This window comes from Enterobacter sp. CC120223-11 (assembly GCF_900215375.1).
In the GTDB taxonomy this organism is placed as follows: Bacteria; Pseudomonadota; Gammaproteobacteria; order Enterobacterales; family Enterobacteriaceae; genus Scandinavium.
Genome location: NZ_OBEF01000015.1, coordinates 102,220 through 124,295, shown reverse-complemented (window position 1 = coordinate 124,295; position 22,076 = coordinate 102,220). Strand labels below are relative to the sequence as shown.

21 protein-coding genes and 1 tRNA gene are annotated in these 22,076 nt (G+C 56.9%); 14 read left to right on the top strand and 8 right to left on the bottom strand.

The features are described 5' to 3' along the window. Position 1: 1 nt before the first annotated feature. A tRNA-Met gene (locus CRO87_RS17030) sits at positions 2-78 on the bottom strand. Positions 79-275: 197 nt separating this feature from the next. On the opposite strand from CRO87_RS17030, the gene mltA reads away from it, so the two are divergent. Together mltA and tcdA are read left to right on the top strand one after the other, a co-directional pair. Beyond that, the gene (gene mltA / locus CRO87_RS17025; RefSeq protein ID WP_097164125.1) at positions 276-1,370 is read left to right on the top strand and encodes a murein transglycosylase A; all 1,095 of its coding nucleotides are present in this window, start codon (positions 276-278) and stop codon (positions 1,368-1,370) included. A 19-nt stretch (positions 1,371-1,389) separates the two neighbouring features. Further along, the gene (gene tcdA / locus CRO87_RS17020) at positions 1,390-2,196 is read left to right on the top strand and encodes a tRNA cyclic N6-threonylcarbamoyladenosine(37) synthase TcdA (protein WP_097164124.1); all 807 of its coding nucleotides are present in this window, start codon (positions 1,390-1,392) and stop codon (positions 2,194-2,196) included. Here tcdA and csdE read toward each other — a convergent pair. Further along, on the bottom strand, positions 2,193-2,636 hold the full coding sequence (gene csdE / locus CRO87_RS17015) for a cysteine desulfurase sulfur acceptor subunit CsdE (protein WP_097164123.1): 444 nt from the start codon (positions 2,634-2,636) through the stop codon (positions 2,193-2,195). The two genes, tcdA and csdE, sit on opposite strands and share 4 nt — an antisense overlap. Beyond that, entirely contained in the window at positions 2,637-3,842 is a 1,206-nt protein-coding gene (csdA, locus tag CRO87_RS17010; protein ID WP_097164122.1) for a cysteine desulfurase CsdA, read from the bottom strand. Between the two features lie 192 nt (positions 3,843-4,034). Here csdA and CRO87_RS17005 point away from each other — a divergent pair, with 192 nt between their 5' ends. The 4 genes from CRO87_RS17005 to rlmM all read left to right on the top strand — a co-directional run bounded on the left by CRO87_RS17005 (position 4,035) and on the right by rlmM (position 7,042). Beyond that, positions 4,035-4,262 (top strand): YgdI/YgdR family lipoprotein, encoded by a 228-nt coding sequence (locus tag CRO87_RS17005; RefSeq protein WP_097164121.1) that lies wholly within the window; start codon positions 4,035-4,037, stop codon positions 4,260-4,262. A 354-nt stretch (positions 4,263-4,616) separates the two neighbouring features. Continuing rightward, positions 4,617-5,534: a glycine cleavage system transcriptional regulator GcvA gene (gene gcvA / locus CRO87_RS17000; protein WP_097164120.1), complete on the top strand. Its 918-nt coding sequence runs from the start codon at positions 4,617-4,619 to the stop codon at positions 5,532-5,534. A gap of 19 nt (positions 5,535-5,553) precedes the next feature. Then, a complete protein-coding gene (locus CRO87_RS16995; RefSeq protein ID WP_097164119.1) occupies positions 5,554-5,949 on the top strand; it encodes a DUF423 domain-containing protein in 396 nt (131 codons plus the stop codon). After that, positions 5,942-7,042 carry a 23S rRNA (cytidine(2498)-2'-O)-methyltransferase RlmM gene (rlmM, locus tag CRO87_RS16990; protein ID WP_097164118.1) on the top strand — a complete coding sequence of 367 codons (1,101 nt, stop codon included), beginning with the start codon at positions 5,942-5,944 and terminating at the stop codon, positions 7,040-7,042. Before CRO87_RS16995 ends, rlmM begins: the two co-directional genes overlap by 8 nt. Positions 7,043-7,214: 172 nt before the next feature. Here rlmM and xni read toward each other — a convergent pair whose 3' ends face one another. The 5 genes from xni to queF form a co-directional block, all read right to left on the bottom strand. Then, positions 7,215-7,970, bottom strand: coding sequence for a flap endonuclease Xni (gene xni / locus CRO87_RS16985; RefSeq protein ID WP_097164117.1), 756 nt, complete (start codon positions 7,968-7,970; stop codon positions 7,215-7,217). A 111-nt stretch (positions 7,971-8,081) separates the two neighbouring features. Beyond that, positions 8,082-9,449, bottom strand: coding sequence for an L-serine ammonia-lyase (locus CRO87_RS16980; protein ID WP_097164116.1), 1,368 nt, complete (start codon positions 9,447-9,449; stop codon positions 8,082-8,084). 51 nt (positions 9,450-9,500) lie between these two features. After that, positions 9,501-10,790: an HAAAP family serine/threonine permease gene (locus CRO87_RS16975; RefSeq protein WP_097164115.1), complete on the bottom strand. Its 1,290-nt coding sequence runs from the start codon at positions 10,788-10,790 to the stop codon at positions 9,501-9,503. A 460-nt stretch (positions 10,791-11,250) separates the two neighbouring features. Then, on the bottom strand, positions 11,251-12,621 hold the full coding sequence (gene ppnN, locus CRO87_RS16970; RefSeq protein ID WP_097164114.1) for a nucleotide 5'-monophosphate nucleosidase PpnN: 1,371 nt from the start codon (positions 12,619-12,621) through the stop codon (positions 11,251-11,253). 116 nt (positions 12,622-12,737) lie between these two features. Continuing rightward, complete coding sequence (gene queF, locus CRO87_RS16965; RefSeq protein ID WP_097164113.1) at positions 12,738-13,583, bottom strand: NADPH-dependent 7-cyano-7-deazaguanine reductase QueF; 846 nt, start codon at positions 13,581-13,583, stop codon at positions 12,738-12,740. 69 nt (positions 13,584-13,652) lie between these two features. Here queF and syd point away from each other — a divergent pair, with 69 nt between their 5' ends. The 8 genes from syd (at position 13,653) to CRO87_RS16925 (ending at position 21,912) form a co-directional block, all read left to right on the top strand. Next, positions 13,653-14,198 (top strand): SecY-interacting protein, encoded by a 546-nt coding sequence (syd, locus tag CRO87_RS16960; RefSeq protein WP_097164112.1) that lies wholly within the window; start codon positions 13,653-13,655, stop codon positions 14,196-14,198. A gap of 645 nt (positions 14,199-14,843) precedes the next feature. Then, complete coding sequence (locus CRO87_RS16955; RefSeq protein WP_097164111.1) at positions 14,844-15,173, top strand: YqcC family protein; 330 nt, start codon at positions 14,844-14,846, stop codon at positions 15,171-15,173. Beyond that, positions 15,173-15,955, top strand: coding sequence for a tRNA pseudouridine(65) synthase TruC (truC, locus tag CRO87_RS16950; RefSeq protein ID WP_097164110.1), 783 nt, complete (start codon positions 15,173-15,175; stop codon positions 15,953-15,955). The genes CRO87_RS16955 and truC overlap by 1 nt, the downstream gene beginning before the upstream one ends. Before the next feature lie 16 nt (positions 15,956-15,971). After that, positions 15,972-16,415 carry a flavodoxin gene (locus CRO87_RS16945; protein ID WP_097164109.1) on the top strand — a complete coding sequence of 148 codons (444 nt, stop codon included), beginning with the start codon at positions 15,972-15,974 and terminating at the stop codon, positions 16,413-16,415. A gap of 279 nt (positions 16,416-16,694) precedes the next feature. Continuing rightward, on the top strand, positions 16,695-18,053 hold the full coding sequence (locus tag CRO87_RS16940) for an MFS transporter (RefSeq protein WP_097164108.1): 1,359 nt from the start codon (positions 16,695-16,697) through the stop codon (positions 18,051-18,053). Beyond that, a complete protein-coding gene (locus tag CRO87_RS16935; RefSeq protein ID WP_097164107.1) occupies positions 18,050-19,393 on the top strand; it encodes an enolase C-terminal domain-like protein in 1,344 nt (447 codons plus the stop codon). The genes CRO87_RS16940 and CRO87_RS16935 overlap by 4 nt, the downstream gene beginning before the upstream one ends. 13 nt (positions 19,394-19,406) lie before the next feature. Then, positions 19,407-20,747 carry a glucarate dehydratase gene (gudD, locus tag CRO87_RS16930; protein WP_097164106.1) on the top strand — a complete coding sequence of 447 codons (1,341 nt, stop codon included), beginning with the start codon at positions 19,407-19,409 and terminating at the stop codon, positions 20,745-20,747. 34 nt (positions 20,748-20,781) lie between these two features. Beyond that, positions 20,782-21,912 (top strand): glycerate kinase, encoded by a 1,131-nt coding sequence (locus tag CRO87_RS16925; RefSeq protein ID WP_097164105.1) that lies wholly within the window; start codon positions 20,782-20,784, stop codon positions 21,910-21,912. The last annotated feature ends 164 nt before the right edge of the window (positions 21,913-22,076 follow it).

The following is a 22,076-nucleotide window of genomic DNA, read 5'->3' as shown; positions in this document are numbered from 1 at the left end:
TTGGTTGCGGGAGCCGGATTTGAACCGACGACCTTCGGGTTATGAGCCCGACGAGCTACCAGGCTGCTCCATCCCGCGTCCGTGGATGCGCACTATACGCGGGTCTCGATTTGATGCAACCCTTTTCTGCATAAATATCAAAGAGTGGGCAAAAACAAAACGCACAGCCTATTTTTTATGCAAAATAAGGCCGGGGGCACGTTATCACATTTCAATACCCCTGGCGGTTTGTTATCTTCATCACGCATTCGGCATAAGAAAGAAGACGAGATACCATGAAAGGACGTTGGGCAAAAATTCTGGCAACAGGCGCGCTGATGACGCTGCTCGCCGCCTGTTCCTCCAAACCGACCGATCGCGGTCAGCAATATAATGACGGGAAACTCAACCAGCCATTTTCCCTGGTGAACCAGCCGGACGCCGTGGGCGCACCGATTAACGCCGGTGATTTCGCTCAGCAGGTGAATGAAATTCGCAATGCCTCTCCGCGCCTTTATGGCAACCAGAGCAACGTTTTTGCCGCCGTGCAGCAGTGGCTGCAGTCCGGCGGTGACACCCGCACCTTAAAGCAGTACGGTCTGGATGCCTGGCAGATGCAGGGCGCGGACAACTACGGCAACGTCCAGTTCACGGGCTACTACACGCCAGTGGTGGAAGCGCGCCATACGCGCCAGGGCGAATTCCAGTATCCAATTTACCGCATGCCGCCCAAGCGCGGGCGTCTGCCTTCCCGCGCGGAGATTTACGCCGGGGCGCTCAGCGACAACTACATTCTGGCCTACAGTAACTCTCTGATGGATAACTTCATCATGGACGTGCAGGGCAGCGGCTATATTGATTTTGGTGACGGTTCTCCGCTGAACTTCTTTAGCTACGCCGGGAAAAACGGCTGGGCATACCGCAGCATCGGTAAGGTGTTGGTCGATCGCGGTGAATATAAGAAAGAAGATATGTCGATGCAGGTGATCCGCCACTGGGGCGAAACCCACAGCGAAGCGGAAGTGCGTGCGCTGCTCGAGGAGAACCAGTCGTTTGTCTTCTTCAAACCGCAGTCTTTCGCGCCGGTGAAAGGGGCGAGTGCGGTGCCGCTGGTTGGCCGTGCGTCTGTTGCTTCCGATAAAAGCATCATTCCGCCGGGTACCACGCTGCTGGCTGAAGTCCCGCAGCTGGATAATAACGGTAAATTTAACGGACAGTACGAGCTGCGTTTAATGGTGGCGCTGGACGTTGGCGGGGCGATTAAAGGTCAGCACTTCGATATTTATCAGGGCATTGGCCCGGATGCCGGCCACCGTGCCGGATGGTACAACCATTACGGTCGTGTCTGGGTGCTGCGTAATGCAGGTAACGGTTACGTATTCAGCGGTTAACAGAGTCGTTTGAGGTTTTATGTCAGTTGTTCTTAGCGAGGCATGGCGCCAGCGTTTTGGTGGCACGGCCCGTTTATACGGTGAAAAAGCATTGCAGGTGTTTGCCGATGCGCACGTCTGCGTGGTCGGGATCGGTGGCGTTGGTTCGTGGGCTGCGGAAGCGCTGGCCCGCACAGGCATTGGTGCCATCACGCTTATCGATATGGACGATGTCTGTGTCACCAACACCAACCGGCAAGTTCACGCGCTCGGCGGTAACGTCGGGCTCGCCAAAGCTGAAGTGATGGCGGAGCGTATTCGCCTGATCAACCCGGAATGCCGCGTCACGGTTGTCGATGATTTCGTCACCCCGGAAAACGTTGCGCAGTATATGGGTGCGGGTTTCAGCTATGTGATTGACGCCATCGACAGCGTGCGCCCGAAGGCAGCGCTTATCTCCTATTGCCGCCGCTACAAGGTGCCGTTGGTCACAACGGGTGGCGCGGGCGGGCAGATCGATCCGACGCAGATCCAGGTCGCTGATTTGGCGAAAACGATCCAGGATCCGCTGGCGGCGAAGCTGCGCGAGCGTCTGAAGAGCGATTTTGGCGTGGTGAAGAACGGCAAAGGGAAACTCGGCGTGGACTGCGTGTTTTCCACCGAAGCGCTGGTTTATCCGCAGTCAGACGGCTCTGTGTGCGCGATGAAAAGCACCGCCGAAGGGCCAAAGCGCATGGATTGTGCGTCCGGCTTTGGTGCCGCAACGATGGTGACCGCGACCTTTGGTTTTGTCGCGGTGTCCCATGCGCTGAAGAAAATGCTGGCGAAGGCAGAGCGCCAGGCTTAAGCCTCGCGTGCCGCATCCAGTGCGGCATCCCGCAGCGCGTTTAGTCCCTGGCTGCGGGAGGCGCTGAGCTGGGCGCGGAGCCCAAGCTCATCAAAGAACGCTAGCGGATCGCTGGCTTTCAGCTGGTCCGCCGTTTTCCCCTCAATGGTTGTCAGCAGCACGGCCAGCAAACCTCGAACGATCCTGCCTTCGCTGTCGCCATAAAAATGCAGCGCGCCCTGAGGCAAACGAGTAAACCCAAGCCAGACACGGTTTTCGCATCCGGCAATCTCCTGCGCCTGGGCTTTAAACTCTTCAGACAGCGCTGGCAGCTGCTTGCCTAACAGGATCAGCTGCCGGTATTTGTCTTCCCACTGGGTCAGCGGCGTAAAAAGGTCACGTAAAGACTGTTCGGTGACGGTTGTGCCGAACGGGTGTCCGGCGAGTGCAGGGCTTGTCATTTAATCCACCAGTAATTCGAGAGCGCGGTCAACGGCGTGCACCAGCGCGTGAACATCTTCCTGCGTATTATAAGGGGCAAACGACGCCCGTAGCGTGCCGCTCACGCCGAGCGACGCCAGCAGCGGCTGGGCGCAATGCTGCCCGGCTCGCAGGGCGATGCCATATTCCGCCAGCAGCGTGACCATATCGCTGTGGTGTACGCCTGCAAAATCAAAGGCCAGCAGGCTGGAGTCCTGGCAGCGGAACGAACGAAAGCCCGGACGGCGCGACAGCTCATCTTCCGCAAGCGTCGCCAGGCCACGGCTCCAGGTTTCGGCCTGCCCCACATCCACTTCATTCAGCCATTCCAGCGCCGCGCTCAGGCCAATGACCCCCGCGACGTTTGGCGTGCCGGCCTCCAGGCGATACGGTACCGGCTGGGTTTTAAATCCGTCGAAGGTCACTTCGGTTATCATTTTGCCGCCGCCGAGCCACGGCGACATGCCATCGAGCAGTTCTGCTTTGCCATAAAGCGCACCGATGCCCGTCGGGCCATAAAGTTTATGGGCGGAGAAGGCGTAGAAGTCGATATCCAGCGCCTGCACGTCGGCGGGGAAATGCACCACGCCCTGAGCGCCATCGACCATCACGACCATATCTGCGGCGTGGGCCAACTGAATGGCGCGCGCCAGATTCGGACAGCCGCCGGTCACGTTGGACATTTGTCCCAACGCCAGGATACGGCTGCGGGAAGTGATTAATGAGGAAAGTTGTTCCACGTCCGGCAAATGGTCTGCACCAAGCGGCAGCTGAACAATCTTCGCGCCGGTTTGCTCGGCGACCATCAGCCACGGCACGAGGTTGGCGTGGTGTTCTGCCACGCTGACGATAATTTCGTCTCCGGTCTGCAAACGCGGGCGGGCATAGCTTTGGGCCACCATATTGATGGCCTCCGTGGTGCCGCGGGTCCAGACGATGTTTTTGCCGTCTGGCGCGTTGATGAGCGCTGCCACCTGTTCGCGGGCTGCTTCATAGCGGGCGGTCAGCTTCTGCGCCTGGGCAAACTGGCTGCGGTGCACGTTGCCCGCGCTCAGGCTATAAAACTGTGCCGTTGCGTCGATAACGGCCTGCGGCTTGAGCGCCGTGGCGGCACTGTCGAGATAGACCCCGGCATCGCTCAGGGCCGGAAACTGGGCGCGAAACTGCGCCGGGTTGAATGTGTGCATGATTTTCCTCATTCCAGTTTACCGATCGTCGCGCAAAACACGCGGCAGGGCAAGAAGCGGGATAACCCTCGGAATTTTCCGGTAATGGTGGCAGAACACGGGTAGTGGGTTATGCTGAATTATGTTAGGCGAGTGTTTTAGCCTGTTAATTGAAGCGATAAATCCAGCATGAATTGCTGAAAGGAGAAGAAGATGAAAAAGACTGCCGCAATCATTTCTGCCTGTATGCTGACTTTTGCCCTGAGCGCCTGTTCCGGTCCTAACTATGTCATGCACACCAATGACGGACGCACCATTATCGCCGACGGCAAACCACAGACCGATAATGATACCGGGATGATTTCCTACAAAGATGCCAACGGCAATAAGCAGCAGATCAACCGTACCGACGTGAAAGAAATGGTCGAAATGGATCAGTAACGGCAGAATTTTAAGCAAAAAAAAGCACCGCAATTTGGCGGTGCTACATTGAATCACTATGGACAGACAGGGTAAATGTACAGGAAGTGAAAAGGGGGTAGTCTCGCTACCGAGGTCTGAACTCCAGACCAATTGCAAACACAACAACACAACATCACAACCGTAAGCCAAAAGCCCATCAGAACACGCATTCCGAAAAAAGCTCTTCGTTCCGGCTCAGGAAGTGCCGCCACTATAGGTATTTGCTGGTAGAAGCTCAACGGACAAATTATAATGGCTCAGATAAAAAAAACTAATAGGTTACATGATGTAATCTAATTGTTAAATTCATTTAACATCTAAGCTAAAACAACCATGTCGAAGCGTTTACCTCCTCTGAATGCATTACGTGTATTTGATGCCGCCGCCCGTCATCTCAGCTTCACTCGCGCCGCCGACGAGCTGTTCGTCACGCAGGCCGCGGTCAGTCATCAGATCAAGTCACTCGAGGATTTCCTGGGCTTAAAGCTGTTTCGCCGCCGCAATCGTTCGCTGCTGCTGACGGAAGAGGGCCAGAGCTATTTTCTCGATATCAAAGAGATCTTTTCGCAATTAACCGACGCAACGCGTAAACTGCAGGCCCGCAGCGCCAAGGGGGCGTTGACGGTCAGCATGTTGCCGAGTTTTGCCATTCAGTGGCTGGTGCCACGCCTCGCAAGCTTTAACTCAGCTTATCCGGGAATCGACGTCAGAATTCAGGCCGTAGACCGTCAGGAAGACAAGCTGGCGGACGATGTGGACGTAGCGATTTTCTACGGCCGCGGTAACTGGCCGGGGCTGCGCGTCGAAAAACTTTATGCAGAATATCTGTTACCCATTTGCTCGCCGCTGTTGTTAACCGGCGAGAAGGCATTGAAAACGCCCGCAGATATGGCGCAACATACGTTATTGCACGATGCTTCCCGCCGCGACTGGCAAACCTATATTCGCCAGCTCGGCCTGAACCATATCAACGTTCAACAGGGACCGATTTTTAGCCACAGCGCGATGGTGCTGCAGGCGGCTATCCATGGACAAGGGATCGCACTGGCCAACAATGTGATGGCGCAGTCCGAAATTGAGGCAGGCCGTTTGGTCTGTCCGTTTAATGATGTTCTGGTCAGCAAGAACGCGTTTTACCTCGTTTGCCATGACAGTCAGGCGGAACTGGGTAAAATAGCCGCCTTTCGGCAGTGGATCCTGGCGAAAGCGGCAAGCGAGCAGGAAAAATTCCGTTTCCGTTACGAACAATAAATGACTTCAGGAAAATGACATGACCAGTCGCTTCATGCTGATTTTTGCCGCTATCAGTGGTTTTGTGTTTGTTGCTTTGGGCGCCTTCGGCGCACATGTTTTAAGTAAAACGCTCGGCGTCGTCGAGATGGGCTGGATCCAGACCGGCCTTGAATATCAGGCGTTCCACACGCTGGCGATTTTCGGTCTGGCGGTGGCGATGCAGCGCCGCATCAGTATCTGGTTCTACTGGAGCAGCGTGTTTATGGCGCTGGGAACCGTATTATTCAGCGGCAGCCTCTACTGTCTGGCGCTGTCGCATTTACGCCTTTGGGCATTTGTCACTCCGGTGGGCGGCGTCAGCTTCCTCGCCGGCTGGGTTCTGATGCTGATTGGCGCTATTCGTTTAAAGCGTAAAGGTGTCGCGCATGAATAAGGTTGTCCTCTACAGCCGTCAGGGTTTTGAGAAAGAGTGCGCAGCAGAGATTTCTGACAAGGCCTCTCGCCTTGGCGTGTATGGTTTTGCCCGCGTTAAAGAGAATTCGGGCTATGTGATTTTTGAGTGCTATCAGGAAGGCGAGGCGGAAAAGCTGATTAAAGAGCTGCCGTTCAGCTCGCTGATTTTCGCCCGCCAGATGTTCGTGGCCTGCGAGCTGTTAACCGATCTTCCGCCGGAAGACCGCATCACGCCGGTGGTCGGCATGCTGACGGGCGTGGTGGAAAAGGGCGGCGATCTGCGCGTTGAAGTGGCAGACACCAACGAAAGCAAAGAGCTGATGAAGTTCTGCCGCAAGTTCACCGTGCCGCTGCGTGCGGCGTTGCGTGAAGCGAAGATCCTGGCATCATACGAAACGCCGAAGCGTCCGGTGGTGCACGTCTTCTTTATTGCGCCGGGCTGCTGCTACGTGGGTTACTCGCTCACCACCAACAATTCGCCGTTCTATATGGGCATTCCGCGCCTGAGGTTCCCTTCAGATGCGCCAAGCCGCTCCACGCTCAAGCTGGAAGAAGCCTTCCACGTGTTTATTCCTGCCGACGAATGGGATGAGCGCCTGGCGAACGGCATGTATGCGGTGGATCTGGGTGCCTGTCCGGGCGGCTGGACCTATCAACTGGTGAAACGCAACATGTGGGTGTCGTCCGTGGATAACGGCCCGATGGCACAAAGCCTGATGGATACCGGGCAGGTGACCTGGCTGCGCGAAGACGGTTTCCGCTATCGACCGACCCGCAGCAACATCTCCTGGATGGTGTGCGACATGGTTGAGAAACCAGCGAAGGTTGCCGCGCTGATGGCGCAGTGGCTGGTCAACGGCTGGTGCCGTGAAACCATCTTCAACCTCAAGCTGCCGATGAAAAAGCGCTACGAGGAAGTGTCGCAGAACCTGGCCTATATCGAAGCGCAGCTGGCTGAACACGGCATTGCGGCGCAGATTCAGGCGCGCCAGCTCTATCACGACCGTGAAGAAGTAACCGTTCACGTGCGCCGTATGTGGGCCGCGGTTGGCGGTCGTCGCGACGAGCGGTAAGGTAAGTTCGCAGACTCCCCTCTCCCTAACCCTCTCCCTAACCCTCTCCCCCAGGGAGAGGGAATAGCACGGCTTCGCTTGCCTGCTCTGGTTTTCTCTCCCTTTAGAAAGTGGGGCGAAGGTCAGGTTTTCTCCCTCGCCCCTTTGGGGAGAGGGCCGGGGTGAGGGGAAATTACTTCACCAGTCTTAGCTGCTGCAAATTCCCGTCCAGCTGTAAATCCGTCTGAAGCGTTGCCACTTCCCGGCAGATAAACGCCATCTCCTGATGCTCTACAAGTTTTTTGCGCCACTTCTCCGGCACCTCGTCAAGATGCTCATAAATCGCTTCCAGCGTAGGAAACTGCGCCAGCAGTTCGGTCGCGCTCTTCGGCCCGATGCCCGCCACGCCCGGCACTTTTGAGCTGCTTATTCCCGCCAGCCCCCAGTAATCCGGCAACTGCTCTGGCTTCACGCCAAACTCCTGGGCGATAAACGGTGCGTCGAGCCAGCGTTTCTGAAAGTAGTCGCGGATGCGGATGGGCGGCGACAACAGCTGGCAATAGCCTTTATCCGTGGAGACAATCGTCGCCTGATGCCCGGCCCCTGCCACTTTTACCGCAAGCGTAGCAGCCAGATCGTCGGCTTCGTTCCCGGCGGAACCCCAGCAGCTCACACCATGCTGTTCAAACACGCGGCGAATGTTATCCATTTCGGCATGCAGATCGTCCGGCATCGGCGAGCGTCCGGCTTTGTAGTCCGGCAGGCGCTGGTGCCGCCAGCTCTGGCTGCGGGCCTCGTCGTCAAACACCGCGACGGCGTGGGTCGGCTGGCTGTGAACAATCAGCTGCTGTAGCGCGTGCAGGCAGGTGTCGGCGCAGGGCGAACCCTGAACGGCGTGAATGCGGCGAATCAAATTGAGCGCATCGACGATAAGCAGATGTACGGCCATGAGTTCCCTCCCGAATAGCAAGGCGCTTAGGGTAACACCGGGAAGAGGGCGAGGCGAATGGGCGGGTAAAAACAGGAAGACGCCTCGCAAAACGAGGCGTCTGTTGCAGGGTCAGTCGCAGGTAACGATCTTCATCGCCAGGCCGCCGCGGGAGGTTTCGCGGTACTTGGCGTTCATGTCCTTACCGGTTTCGTACATGGTTTCGATAACCTTATCGAGGCAGACGCGCGGATCGCTGGTACGGCGCAGCGCCATACGCGCGGCGTTGACGGCTTTTACCGACGCAATCGCGTTACGTTCGATGCACGGCACCTGAACCTGGCCTGCAACCGGGTCGCAGGTTAAACCGAGGTTATGCTCCATGCCGATTTCCGCAGCGACGCAAACCTGCATCGGGCTGCCGCCCAGCAGTTCTGCAAGCCCTGCGGCCGCCATAGAACAGGCCACGCCTACTTCACCCTGGCAGCCCACTTCCGCGCCGGAGATGGAGGCGTTCATCTTATAGAGTGAACCAATGGCGCTGGTGACCAGCATGTAGCGGGCCAGAGAGTTGGCGTTCACTTCGCGGATGAACTTGTCGTAGTACGCCAGCACAGCAGGCACAATCCCACAGGCGCCGTTGGTTGGCGCCGTCACCACGCGGCCACCGGCGGCGTTCTCTTCATTCACCGCCAGCGCAAACATGTTAATCCAGTCAACAACGGCCATCGGATCGCTGGTGGTTTTGTCCTGGCTCACCAGCATACGACGCAGCGCAGCGGCACGGCGCGGAACGCGCAGTTTGCCCGGCAGCACGCCTTCGGTGGTGATGCCACGCTCAATGCCGGATTTCATCACGTCCCACACGGCGGCAAAGTGCTGTTCCAGCTCTTCTTTGCTGTGCAGCGCCAGTTCGTTCTGCATCATCAGGCCGGAGAGTGACAGGCCGCTTTCCTGACAGTGGCGCTGAAGATCGGCGGCATTTTTGTACGGATACGGCACTTCAACCGGGGCGCTGTTGCTGAGGCCAAAGTGCTCCTCATCGACGATAAACCCGCCGCCGATGGAGTAATAGGTCTGGCTGTAAACGGCTTTGTCACCGCTCAGGGCCGTAATGCGCATCCCATTTTCGTGCAGGGAAAGGTTGTCGGCATGGAAGTTCATGCAGTGGTCTACCGGGAACTCAACTTCATGTTCACCGTTTGCCAGCAGCAGGCGTCCGTGCGTGTTCACGTCCTGAATAAAAGCCGGGATGGCGTCGATATCGACGGTGTCCGGCAGGTTACCCGCCAGGCCCATGATAATGGCGATATCGGTGTGGTGGCCCTTGCCGGTCAGGGAAAGTGAGCCGTAGACGTCCACCACCACGCGGGTGACGTCGGTGAGAATATTGCGTGCAATCAGGTCGTCCGTGAATTGCTTGCCCGCTTTCATTGGCCCGACGGTGTGCGAGCTGGAAGGACCAATGCCGATTTTGAAAATATCGAATACGCTGATCATGATGCGTCCATTGCTATAAAGAAAAACGCCGCCCGGAGGCGGCGCCAGGAATTAACCGAAGAGGGAGTAGAAAATCGCGGAGATGGCGATGAGGCCCATAATGACCACGAACACGTTGCTGATGTGGCCGCTGTACTTGCGCATCGCAGGCACTTTCTGAATCGCGTACATCGGCATCAGGAACAGGATCATCGCGATAATCGGACCGCCCAGGGTCTCAATCATGCCGAGGATGCTTGGGTTCAGGGTCGCCACAATCCAGGTGGTGACCAGCATGAACAGCGCAGTCATCTTGTTCAGGCGGCTCACTTCGATGGTTTTACCACGGCTACGCAGGGACTTGATCACCATGCCGTTGAAGCCTTCACGCGCGCCCAGGTAGTGGCCGAGGAAGGATTTGGTGATGGCGATGATGGCAATGATCGGCGCCATCCAGGCAATCAGCGGGGCGTTAAAGTGGTTCGCCAGGTATGACAGGATAGAGATGTTCTGCTCTTTCGCGGACGCCAGGTCTGCCGGGGAGAGGCTCAGCACGCAGCTGAACACGAAGAACATCACGGTCAGCACCATCATGATGTGAGCGAAGGCCAGAATTTTGGAGCACTTCTTCTCTGCATCCACGCCGTACTCTTCACGTTTTGCCACGGCAAAGGAGGAGATGATCGGGGAGTGGTTGAAGGAGAACACCATCACCGGAATTGCCAGCCACAGAGTCATCCACAGGCCGTTACCGGTAGAAGATGCGCTGCTCAGAGACAGCGTTTCCAGTGCCGCGCCGTTCCACTGTGGGATCAGGTAGCAGGCCAGCAGCATCAGGGCAACCACGAACGGGAACACCAGGATGCTCATCGCTTTGACGATCATCTGCTCACCGAAGCGCACGATGGTCATCATGCCGACAATCAGGATCAGCGACAGGATTGCACGCGGCGGTGGCGTCATGCTCAGCTGGTGAGTCATGAAGCTTTCAACGGTGTTGGTGATCGCCACGCTGTAAACCAGCAGGATTGGGTAAATCGCGAAGAAGTAGAGCAGGGTAATCAGCTTACCTGCGCCGATGCCGAAGTGCTCTTCAACAACTTCTGTGATGTCTTCGCCCGGATTTTTACCGGACAGCACGAAGCGGGTCAGGCCGCGGTGTGCGAAGTAGGTCATTGGAAAGGCAAGGATTGCCATGATGATCAGCGGAATAAGTCCGCCGACACCGGCGTTGATCGGCAGGAACAGCACGCCCGCACCGATCGCCGTGCCGTAAAGGCCCAGCATCCACATAGTGTCCGTTTTACGCCATCCGCTACGACTTTCAGCCGAGGCAATGGTGCTGGTCTGAATGGTTTCCATCTGTATCTCCTGGAGGAAGCAATTTGTCAGTAATCTGGTCAAATCCAATGAATAAATGACTGACGGTAAAATAAATTAGTGCCAAACGGGCTTTTATTGTGATTTTTACCCGTGATTGTATGGGGCCGGAAAGATACATTTAAGTTATCAATGTATCAGTGATCGCGATCTCAAATGCAATAAAACACTTCCAGAAAGACGCTTCTTAGGTCATCAGTCTGCTTTTCGTAGGTTAACGATGATTTATGGGCGCGAAGGCTACCATCGGCAGCGAGGAGGAGGAAAGTTTACCATGGGGAAAACATATCTTTTGCTGAAAAATGGCTCACAAATAGCGCTTTAAAGCGCACTAACATAATTTATATGAATATTTGTCGTTTTCGGGTGGGGCGATAATGCCTGCTTCGAAGCAAAAGATAAGGGCGGCTTATGCGCCGCCCTTGTGTCAGAGATGTGTTGGTCAGGAACAGATTTCGTAGCAGGGAATGTAGGCAGAGCCTGGCAGCTTCATGCGGTGCTGGGCCACAAAGCTTTGCAGCAGCTTGTCCATCCGGCGCATCATCTCGCTGTCGCCGTGGATTTTGTACGGACCATTTTCTTCAATGGCACGAATGCCCACTTCCTTCACGTTACCCGCAACGATGCCCGAAAACGCGCGGCGCAGGTCTGCAGCCAGCACTTCGACCGGCTGGTCAGGATAAAGCTTCAGGTTGGCCATGTTTTCATGGGTCGGTTCAAACGGCTGTTGCAGGTCCGGCGCGATACGCATCGACCAGTTGAAGCTGTAGGCATCGCCCGTGTCGCGACGATTCTCTTTCACCAGCGGCATGGCCTTTTTCATCTGACGCGCCACTTCCGCCGGATCGTCGATGATAATGCGATAGTGACGACGGGCCGCTTCGCCGAGCGTATGCACGATGAAATCGTCCAGCACGCGGAAGTAGTCCTCGCTCTCTTTCGGCCCGGTCAGGATCAGCGGCAGAACCTGATTTTTGTTGGCTGGGTTCATCAGAATGCCGAGCAGATAGAGCAGCTCTTCCGCAGTGCCGACGCCACCCGGGAAGATGATTATCCCGTGGGCGATACGCACGAAGGCTTCCAGGCGCTTTTCGATATCCGGCATGATGATGAGCTCATTCACCAGCGGGTTTGGCGGCTCAGCGGCGATGATCGAAGGTTCAGTCATGCCAATAAAACGCCCTTCTTTATAACGCTGCTGCGCGTGACCGACGGCGGCACCTTTCATCGGCGCTTCCATCGCGCCCGGGCCGCAGCCTGTGCAGATATTCAGTTCGCGCAGGCCGAGCTGAGTCCCCACGCGGCGGGCATACAGGTATTCGTTTTCATTAATGGAGTGGCCGCCCCAGCAGACGACCATGCTCGGTGCTTCCCCCACGTGCAGCGCACGGGCGTTGCGCAGGATTGAGAACACCAGGTTGGTGATATGGGCAGAGCTTTCCAGGTCGAGATTCGGGAAGCGAACGGTGTTATGGATCTGGCCGTAAACGAACAGAATATCGCGCAGCACCGCAAACAGGTTGGCCTGCAGGGAGCGGATGATGCGCCCGTCAACAAAGGCATCTTCCGGTGGGTTAATCAGTTCCAGCTTCACACCGCGCTCGCGGCGTAGCACGTTGATATCAAAACTTTCAAAGCGGGAGAGCAGTTCTTTGCTGTTGTCCGTCAGGCTGCCGGAGTTGAGTACAGCCAGGGAACAGTTGCGGAACAGCTGGTACAGGTCGAGGTCGCTGCTGGCGTTGCTTTTCAGCATGTCGACTTCCAGCTGCGACAGCATATCCATTGAGCCAAGCGGGCTAATATGTGTAATCAAGTGAGCTCCTTACGGGACGAGTATCGTCTTCCCTATTGATTACAATAGCCTTGCCTGTTTGTTTTCCACAAGAAAAAGCGCGGACATATCCGCGCTTTATTTTGCAATGATTTATGTTACTGGCGCACCAGGCGTCCAGTCGCCGGAACGAAATCCGTGTTGCTGCGCCACGGGTTGATATCCAGCCCGCCGCGGCGGGTGTAGCGCGCGTAGACGCTGAGCGATTCCGGCTGGCAGAAGCGCTGGATGTCGCTAAAAATACGCTCGACGCACTGTTCGTGGAATTCGTTGTGATGGCGGAAAGAGACCAGGTAACGCAGCAGCTTTTCACGGTCGATCTTCGGCCCGCGGTACTGAATCTGCACCGAGCCCCAGTCCGGCTGGTTGGTGATGAGACAGTTGGATTTCAGCAGATGGCTGACCAGCGTTTCTTCAACGACTTTACCGCTGGCGGCATCCTGTAAATGGTCAGCGCTGAATTCGTAGCTTTCAATCTCGATGTCCTGATCGTCGATGCAGCTGCCGTGGAAATGGGCAATCGGCTGACCTTCCATTTCATCAAGACGGAACAGCGCGACGCTAACATCACCCTGCGCACAGCCACGAAGATCGCGTTCGAGCGTGGCACGAACCTCTTCCCAACTGGCGAAACGGGTCTGGTTGAAGCTGTTCAGGTAGAGCTTGAAACTTTTCGATTCGACCAGGTTGGCGCTGGTGTCGCTCAGCTCAACGTGGCCGACCGCCACCTGCGGCAGACCTTTCGCGTTCAGCCAGGAGAGCTCGTAGAGCGTCCAGATATCACCGCCGTGAAACGGCAGGTTATCGGCATGCAGTCCGAGCGGGTCTCGGTTCAGGCTGCGCGGAACAGGCTGCAGCAGGCTTGCATCGTAAACATCGCGGTAATCAGTGGATTTACCGAGCGTCAGGCCAGAGAGTGCCTGGTGGTTATCATAAGAAGACATGTTTCACCGTCATAAAGCAGGTAGACTAATGGTTTCAGTTTATCCTGGTTGACCTGGAGAGAGAAAGCAGTGGATCAGCAGACCGCCGAAGCCCTGGAGGGGTTTACCCAACGTTATTGTGATGCCTGGCAGCAGCGCCATGGCACCTCGCCGCGCAGCGAAGAACTGTACGGAGTCCCTTCCCCCTGCGTAACGCGCACAGAAGAGGAGGCGGTATTCTGGCAGCCTCAGCCGTTTAGCCTGGAGCCCACTCTGGAAGCGGTTGAAAGGGCGCTGGATATTGTGGTACAACAGCCGCTTCAAACTTATTATACCAGCCAGTTTGCCGGTGATATGCCAGCCACCTTTGGTGCACGACAGCTTACGCTGCTGCAGGTCTGGAGCCCGGATGACTTCCAGCGAGTGCAGGAAAATCTGATTGGTCATCTGGTGACGCAGAAACGCCTCAAGCTTTCACCGACGCTGTTTATCGCTACGCTGGACAGTGAACTGGATGTAGTTTCTGTCTGCAATCTGACGGGCGAAGTGGTTCTTGAGACCCTGGGCACCCGCAATCGCACCACGCTTTCCGCCTCCATCGCGAGCTTCCTGACTCACCTTGAGCCCCTTGTGTAATCCATCAGCCCAGGATCCTTGTGAGAGATCTCTTACATACTCTGTAGGAGATCGCCGGATCATTCCCCGGATATTGCCGCTTCGTTTTTATCACTATTTATTTAAATCAATAAGTTAGAGTTTGGTCTTCCCACTTTCATATGAAAACTAACTTAGTGGAGTCGTTAAAGGCGTCTTGTAAGACGAGGCGAAATAGGGGATTCTATACAGGTCGACAGGGAGTCGCGAAACGAAGCGAACATCAGGATGATGACGCTTCAGCAGGATACACCAGGACGGTGCTACAAGGACAGGCTTGAGGATGCAAGCAAAAGGATGACGCAGGACGCGTTAAAGGACACCTCCAGGATGGAGAATGAGAGCCGGTCATGATGCCCGGTGGATCAGGAAGATCAGGACACACTTACGGATAAGTGAAATCGCATCGGGGTGGTGCGAGCAGGATGCAAAAGTTTACGGATGAACTTGGTCAGGAGACCGCAGGAAAAGTTGTCACGGATGAGCAGGGAGCACCAAAAGTAGCTGGATTGCTGCGAAACGAACCGGGAGCACTGTGTAAAAACAGTGCTCCTTTTTTTATTTCCCGCCATACCGATGGTATCCTGCGCCGCAGATTTCCATTTCGACGTCTCTTCCGAGGTTTTCATGAGCCATCACGATAGCGTGCGCCTGCGCCTGCACGCGATTGAATCCCTGCTGCGCGAACATCAGCACTGGCAGAACACCGCGCCGGACGCCAGCGTGTTCGACAGCACACAGCCTTTCTGCATGGACACGCTGGAGCCGCTCGAATGGCTGCAATGGGTGCTGATCCCCCGTATGCATCAGCTTATCGAGAGCCAGCAGCCGCTGCCGCAAAGCTTCGCCGTTGCGCCTTATTACGAAATCGCCCTCGAGGCGGGCCATCCGTTTCGGGCGATTATTCTGCCGGAGCTTGAGCAGCTCGATGCCCTGTTTGCGGATGTTGACGACTGATGCTGGAGATCCTCTATCAGGATGAATGGCTGGTTGCCGTCAATAAACCCTCCGGCTGGCTGGTGCACCGCAGCTGGCTCGATCGCGATGAAAAAGTGGTGGTGATGCAGACCGTGCGCGACCAGATTGGTCAGCATGTGTTTACCGTGCATCGCCTCGACAGGCCCACCTCCGGCGTATTGCTGATGGGATTATCAAGCGAAGCGGGCCGTCGCCTTTCGCAGCAGTTTGAGCAGCATCAGATCCAGAAACGCTATCACGCCATCGTGCGCGGCTGGCTGACGGAAGAAGCGGTGCTTGATTATCCGCTGGTAGAAGAGCTGGATAAAATCGCCGATAAGTTTGCCCGCGAAGATAAAGAAGCGCAGCCTGCGGTGACGCACTACCGCGGCCTGGCGACGGTGGAAATGCCAGTCCCCACCGGGCGCTATCCAACCACGCGCTACGGCCTGGTGGAGCTCGATCCGAAAACCGGACGCAAGCATCAGCTGCGTCGCCACATGAGCCATCTTCGCCATCCGATCCTCGGTGACAGCAAGCACGGTGATTTGCGCCAGAACCGCAGTGCGGCGGAGCATTTCGGCTGTCATCGCTTAATGCTGCACGCCAGCGAGCTGCATCTGACCCACCCCTTCACCGGCGAGCCGCTGACGATTCGCGCCAGCCTCGATGATATCTGGATGCAGGCAATGTCACATTTCGGCTGGCGTGGCCTTCTCCCTGAGGTTGAAAGGGTTGAGTTTACGCCGGACAACGGTCAGGATGACCGCATAACTGAATGATTCAGGGAGCAAAGTAATGGCGGAAGTAGGCATTTTTGTCGGCACCATGTACGGAAACGCGCTACTGGTGGCGGAAGAAGCAGAAACGATCCTCAAAGCGCACGGCCACCAGGCGAAGGTCTTTGAAGATCCGGAAGTCGATGACTGGGCGTCATATCAGGGGAAGTACGCCCTGGTCGTGACCTCCACCACCGGGCAAGGCGATCTTCCGGACAGCATTGTGCCGCTGTATCAGGGGATTCAGGACATGTATCAGCCCCATTTGCGCTACGGCATTATTGCGCTCGGCGACAGCACCTACTCGCATTTTTGCGGCGGCGGCAAAAAATTTGATGCGCTGTTGCAAGAGCAGGGCGCGCAGCGCATTGGCGACATGCTGATGATTGACGCCAGCGAAGATCCTGAGCCTGAAAGTATTTCCAACCCGTGGGTGGAGCAGTGGGTCACGCTGCTCGATTAACCCTCAATGCCCTTCAGCCGAAGGGCATTTTTCTCTCTCCATTCCTCATTTCGTGAACCAGCCCCCATCCTCCTGGGCATAAGCCACAAAACACCTTCCCACACTACGTGAATGCTGTGTTTATGCACGGTGAGCCTGTGCGTGCGCGTTTTTATACTTCTTCTGCCGGTGAATAAAACGTGGCGCGCCTGAGTGCGACGCCGCCATAAAAACAAACATCATTCTGATTACCCTACAGGTTACGTTGTTCAGAATGAGGGAAGCCTCAGGAGTACAACAATGAGTTCACTAAGTCAGGCGACGGCGGCTGCAGAAAAGCGGACCAACGCGCGCTACTGGATTGTGGTGATGCTGTTTATCGTCACCTCCTTTAACTACGGCGACCGCGCCACGCTGTCGATTGCCGGGTCAGAAATGGCCAAAGATATCGGCCTGGATCCTGTCGGGATGGGCTATGTTTTCTCCGCTTTTTCATGGGCCTACGTCATTGGCCAAATTCCAGGAGGCTGGCTGCTTGACCGCTTCGGCTCCAAGCGAGTCTACTTCTGGTCAATTTTCACCTGGTCGATGTTTACCCTGTTACAAGGCTTCGTCGATATCTTCAACGGCTTCGGCATTATCGTGGCGCTGTTTACCCTGCGTTTCCTGGTTGGCCTTGCTGAAGCGCCTTCCTTCCCTGGCAACAGCCGTATTGTAGCCGCCTGGTTCCCGGCGCAGGAAAGGGGCACGGCGGTGGCCATCTTTAACTCGGCCCAGTATTTCGCTACTGTGATCTTCGCACCAATCATGGGCTGGCTGACGCATGAAGTGGGCTGGTCGCACGTGTTCTTCTTTATGGGCGGACTCGGGATCCTGATTAGCTTCCTGTGGCTGAAGATGATCCACGAACCTAACCAGCACCCGGGCGTAAACCAGAAAGAGCTGGACTACATCGCAGAGGGCGGCGCGCTGATCAACATGGATCAGAAAAAGAGCGTGCAGCAGGTGCCGATGCGTGAGAAATGGCAGCAGATTAAGCAGCTGATCGGCTCCCGAATGATGGTCGGTATCTATCTGGGCCAGTACTGCATCAACGCGCTGACCTACTTCTTTATCACCTGGTTCCCGGTGTACCTGGTGCAGGCGCGCGGCATGTCAATTCTGAAAGCGGGATTTGTCGCTTCCATTCCGGCGGTCTGCGGCTTCGTTGGCGGCGTGCTCGGCGGGATCATTTCCGACTGGCTGATGCGCAAAACCGGCTCGCTGAACGTGGCGCGTAAAACGCCTATCGTGCTCGGCATGCTGCTGTCGATGAGCATGGTGTTCTGTAACTATGTGGATGCGGAATGGATGATTATCGGCTTTATGGCGATGGCCTTCTTCGGCAAAGGCATTGGCGCGCTGGGCTGGGCGGTGATGGCAGATACGGCACCGAAAGAAATCAGCGGTCTCAGCGGCGGCCTGTTCAATATGTTCGGCAACGTTTCCGGGATCGTGACCCCGATTGCTATCGGTTACATCGTGGCAACCACCGGTTCATTCAACTGGGCGCTGATTTACGTTGGCATCCACGCGCTGGTGGCGGTGCTGAGCTACCTGGTGCTGGTGGGAGATATTAAACGCATTGAACTGAAACCTGTTGCGGAGCGTGCGGCATGAATACTCAGGCAAGCCCGGTAATCACCGATATGAAAGTGATCCCGGTGGCGGCGCAGGACAGCATGCTGATGAACATCGGCGGCGCGCACCACGCGTACTTCACCCGCAACATTGTGGTGCTCACCGATAACGCCGGGCATACCGGCGTGGGTGAAGCGCCCGGTGGGAAAGTGATTTATCAGACGCTGGTGGAGGCGATTCCGCAGGTTGTCGGCCAGGAAATTGCCCGTATGAATCGGGTGGTGCAGCAGGTTCACAAGGGCAATCAGGCGGCGGATTTCGATACCTTCGGCAAAGGTGCCTGGACGTTTGAACTGAAGGTGAACGCCGTGGCGGCGCTCGAGGCTGCGCTGCTGGATCTGCTCGGTCAGGCGCTGAACGTGCCCGTCTGTGAGCTGCTGGGCCCGGGTAAGCAACGCGATGCGGTGACGGTGCTGGGGTATCTGTTCTACATCGGCGATCGCAACAAAACGGACTTGCCGTATGCCGAAGGGCGGCGTGATGGCCACGACTGGTATCACCTGCGTCACCAGGAAGCGCTATCTTCTTCTGCCGTGGTGCAGCTGGCGGAAGCGGCGCAGGACAGATACGGCTTCAAAGATTTCAAACTAAAAGGCGGCGTGCTGCCGGGCGAGCAGGAAATTGAGACGGCGAAAGCGCTCAAGAAACGCTTCCCCGATGCGCGAATCACCGTTGATCCCAACGGCGCGTGGCTGCTCGATGAAGCCATCGCGCTCTGCAAAGGCATGCAGGACGTGCTGACCTATGCTGAAGATCCGTGCGGCGCAGAGCAGGGCTTTTCGGGGCGTGAAGTGATGGCCGAGTTCCGCCGCGCCACGGGCCTGCCGGTGGCAACCAACATGATTGCCACCAACTGGCGCGAAATGGGGCACGCGGTGATGCTTAACGCCGTCGATATTCCACTGGCCGACCCGCATTTCTGGACGCTTTCCGGTGCGGTACGCGTGGCGCAGCTTTGCGATGACTGGGGGCTAACCTGGGGCTGTCACTCGAACAATCATTTCGACATCTCCCTTGCCATGTTTACCCACGTCGGCGCGGCGGCGCCTGGCAAGCCGACCGCCATTGATACACACTGGATCTGGCAGGAAGGTGATGCCAGACTGACCCAAAATCCACTGCAGATAGAAAACGGTAAAATCGCCGTGCCGCAGGCGCCAGGGCTTGGGGTCGAGCTTGACTGGGCGCAGGTTGAAAAGGCCCATGAGGCCTATAAACGCCTGCCCGACGGCGCGCGTAATGACGCGATACCGATGCAGTATTTAATCCCAGGCTGGACATTCGATCGCAAACGTCCTGTTTTCGGTCGCACTCACTAAAAAGGATTGCATGATGACGCTTCAACACTCCACGCCGGTCGTGACTTCGATGCAGGTGATCCCGGTTGCCGGGCACGACAGCATGCTGATGAACCTGAGCGGGGCGCACGCGCCGTTCTTCACCCGCAATATCGTGATGATTAAGGACAACTCCGGGCACACGGGCGTCGGTGAAATTCCCGGCGGTGAGAAAATTCGGCAGACCCTGGAAGATGCCGCGGCGCTGGTCGTAGGCAAAACCCTCGGCGAATACAAAAATGTGCTCAATGCGGTGCGTAACGCCTTTGCCGACCGCGACTCCGGCGGGCGCGGCCTGCAAACCTTCGACCTGCGAACCACCATTCACGTGGTGACGGGCATTGAGGCGGCGCTGCTCGATCTGCTCGGCCAGCATCTGGGCGTCAACGTTGCCTCATTGCTGGGCGACGGACAGCAGCGCAGCGAAGTGGAAATGCTCGGTTACCTGTTCTTCGTTGGCGATCGTAAACGTACGCCGCTGCCGTACCAGAGCCAGCCGGATGATAAATGCGACTGGTATCGCGTGCGTCATGATGAAGCCATGACCCCGGATGCCGTGGTGCGTTTGGCGGAAGCCGCGTATGAGAAATATGGCTTCAACGATTTCAAACTCAAAGGTGGCGTGCTGAGCGGCGAAGAAGAAGCCGAAGCGGTGACGGCGCTGGCAAAACGCTTCCCGCAGGCGCGCGTGACGCTCGATCCGAATGGTGCCTGGTCGCTGGATGAGGCAATCAAAATCGGCAAGCAGCTGCGGAACGTGCTGGCCTATGCGGAAGATCCTTGCGGCGCAGAGCAGGGCTTCTCCGGGCGGGAAGTGATGGCGGAATTCCGCCGTGCGACCGGCCTGCCGACCGCCACCAATATGATTGCGACGGACTGGCGGCAGATGGGGCACACGCTCTCATTACAGTCGGTGGATATTCCGCTGGCGGACCCGCACTTCTGGACGATGCAGGGCTCGGTGCGCGTGGCGCAGATGTGCCATGAGTTTGGTCTCACATGGGGCTCGCACTCCAACAACCATTTCGACATTTCGCTGGCAATGTTCACTCACGTGGCTGCCGCAGCACCGGGCAAAGTCACCGCCATCGATACCCACTGGATTTGGCAGGAGGGCAATCAGCGCCTGACGAAACAGCCGTTTGAGATCAAAGGCGGCATGGTGCAGGTGCCTTCCACGCCGGGCCTCGGCGTTGAGCTGGATATGGACCGCGTCATGCAGGCCCATGAGCTGTATCAGAAGCACGGCCTCGGCGCACGTGATGATGCGATGGGAATGCAGTATTTGATTCCTGAATGGACCTTCGACAACAAGCGCCCCTGCATGGTGCGCTGACGGAAAAATGCCGGAACTCTGTTAAGGACAGCCTATGAAAATCGTGATTGCCCCGGATTCGTATAAGGAGAGCCTGAGTGCGCTCGACGTGGCCTGCGCCATCGAAGAGGGCTTCAGGCAGATCTTTCCCGATGCGGAGTATGTGAAAATTCCGGTGGCGGATGGCGGCGAGGGCACCGTGGAAGCAATGGTTGCCGCGACCTGCGGGCGCGTAATCACGGTGAAGGTCACCGGCCCACTGGGCGAACCTGTACAGGCGTTCTACGGCATTTCCGGCGATGAGCACACCGCGTTTATCGAAATGGCGGCGGCCAGTGGTTTAGAAAGCGTGCCGCCTGCCAGACGCAATCCCCTGAAAACGACTTCGTGGGGAACAGGCGAGCTGATTCGCCACGCGCTGGACGCGGGTGTGAAGAGCATCATCATTGGTATCGGTGGCAGCGCCACCAACGACGGTGGCGCAGGAATGGCGCAGGCGCTGGGGGTCAAACTGCTGTCCGAAAACGGGCAGCAAATTCCGCCAGGCGGCGAGGGATTGGAGCAGCTGTCGCGTATCGATCTCTCCGGGCTGGACTCGCGTCTTGCGGCGTGCCGGATTGATGTCGCCTGCGATGTCACTAACCCTCTGACCGGCAAAGAGGGGGCGACGGCGGTGTTCGGCCCACAAAAAGGGGCGACTGCGGAAATGATCCCACAGTTGGATGCGGCGTTGACGCACTACGCCACGCTTATCGAGCGCGATTTAAAGATTGATGTTCTGAATCTTGAAGGCGGCGGCGCGGCTGGCGGTATGGGTGCGGCGCTGTTTGCATTTTGTGGCGCGACGCTGCGCCCAGGCATTGAGATCGTCACTGAGGCTTTGCAGCTGGCTGAGCAGGTTGCGAGCGCGGATCTGGTGATTACCGGTGAAGGCCGCATCGACAGCCAGACCATCCATGGCAAAGTGCCTGTCGGGGTAGCAAAGGTGGCGAAGCGCTTTCACATCCCGGTGATCGCCATTGCCGGAAGCCTGACCGAGGACGTAGAGGTTGTTCACCAGCACGGTCTGGATGCGGTTTTCAGCGTGCTTTATCAGGTCGGGACGCTTGAAGACGCGCTGGCGGGTGCGGAGGAAAACGTCAGGCGCACGGCGCGCAACGTGGCGGCGGTGCTCAGGATGAGATAAACGCCCCTCACCCCGACCCTCTCCCCAAAGGGACGAGGGAGAAAGTCAAAACCCGCACTGAACAGTCACCTCTGCTCTTTGGGGCGAGGGAGAAAGTCAAAACCCGCACTGAACAGTCACCTCTGCTCTTTGGGGCGAGGGAGAAAGTAAAAACTCGCACTGAA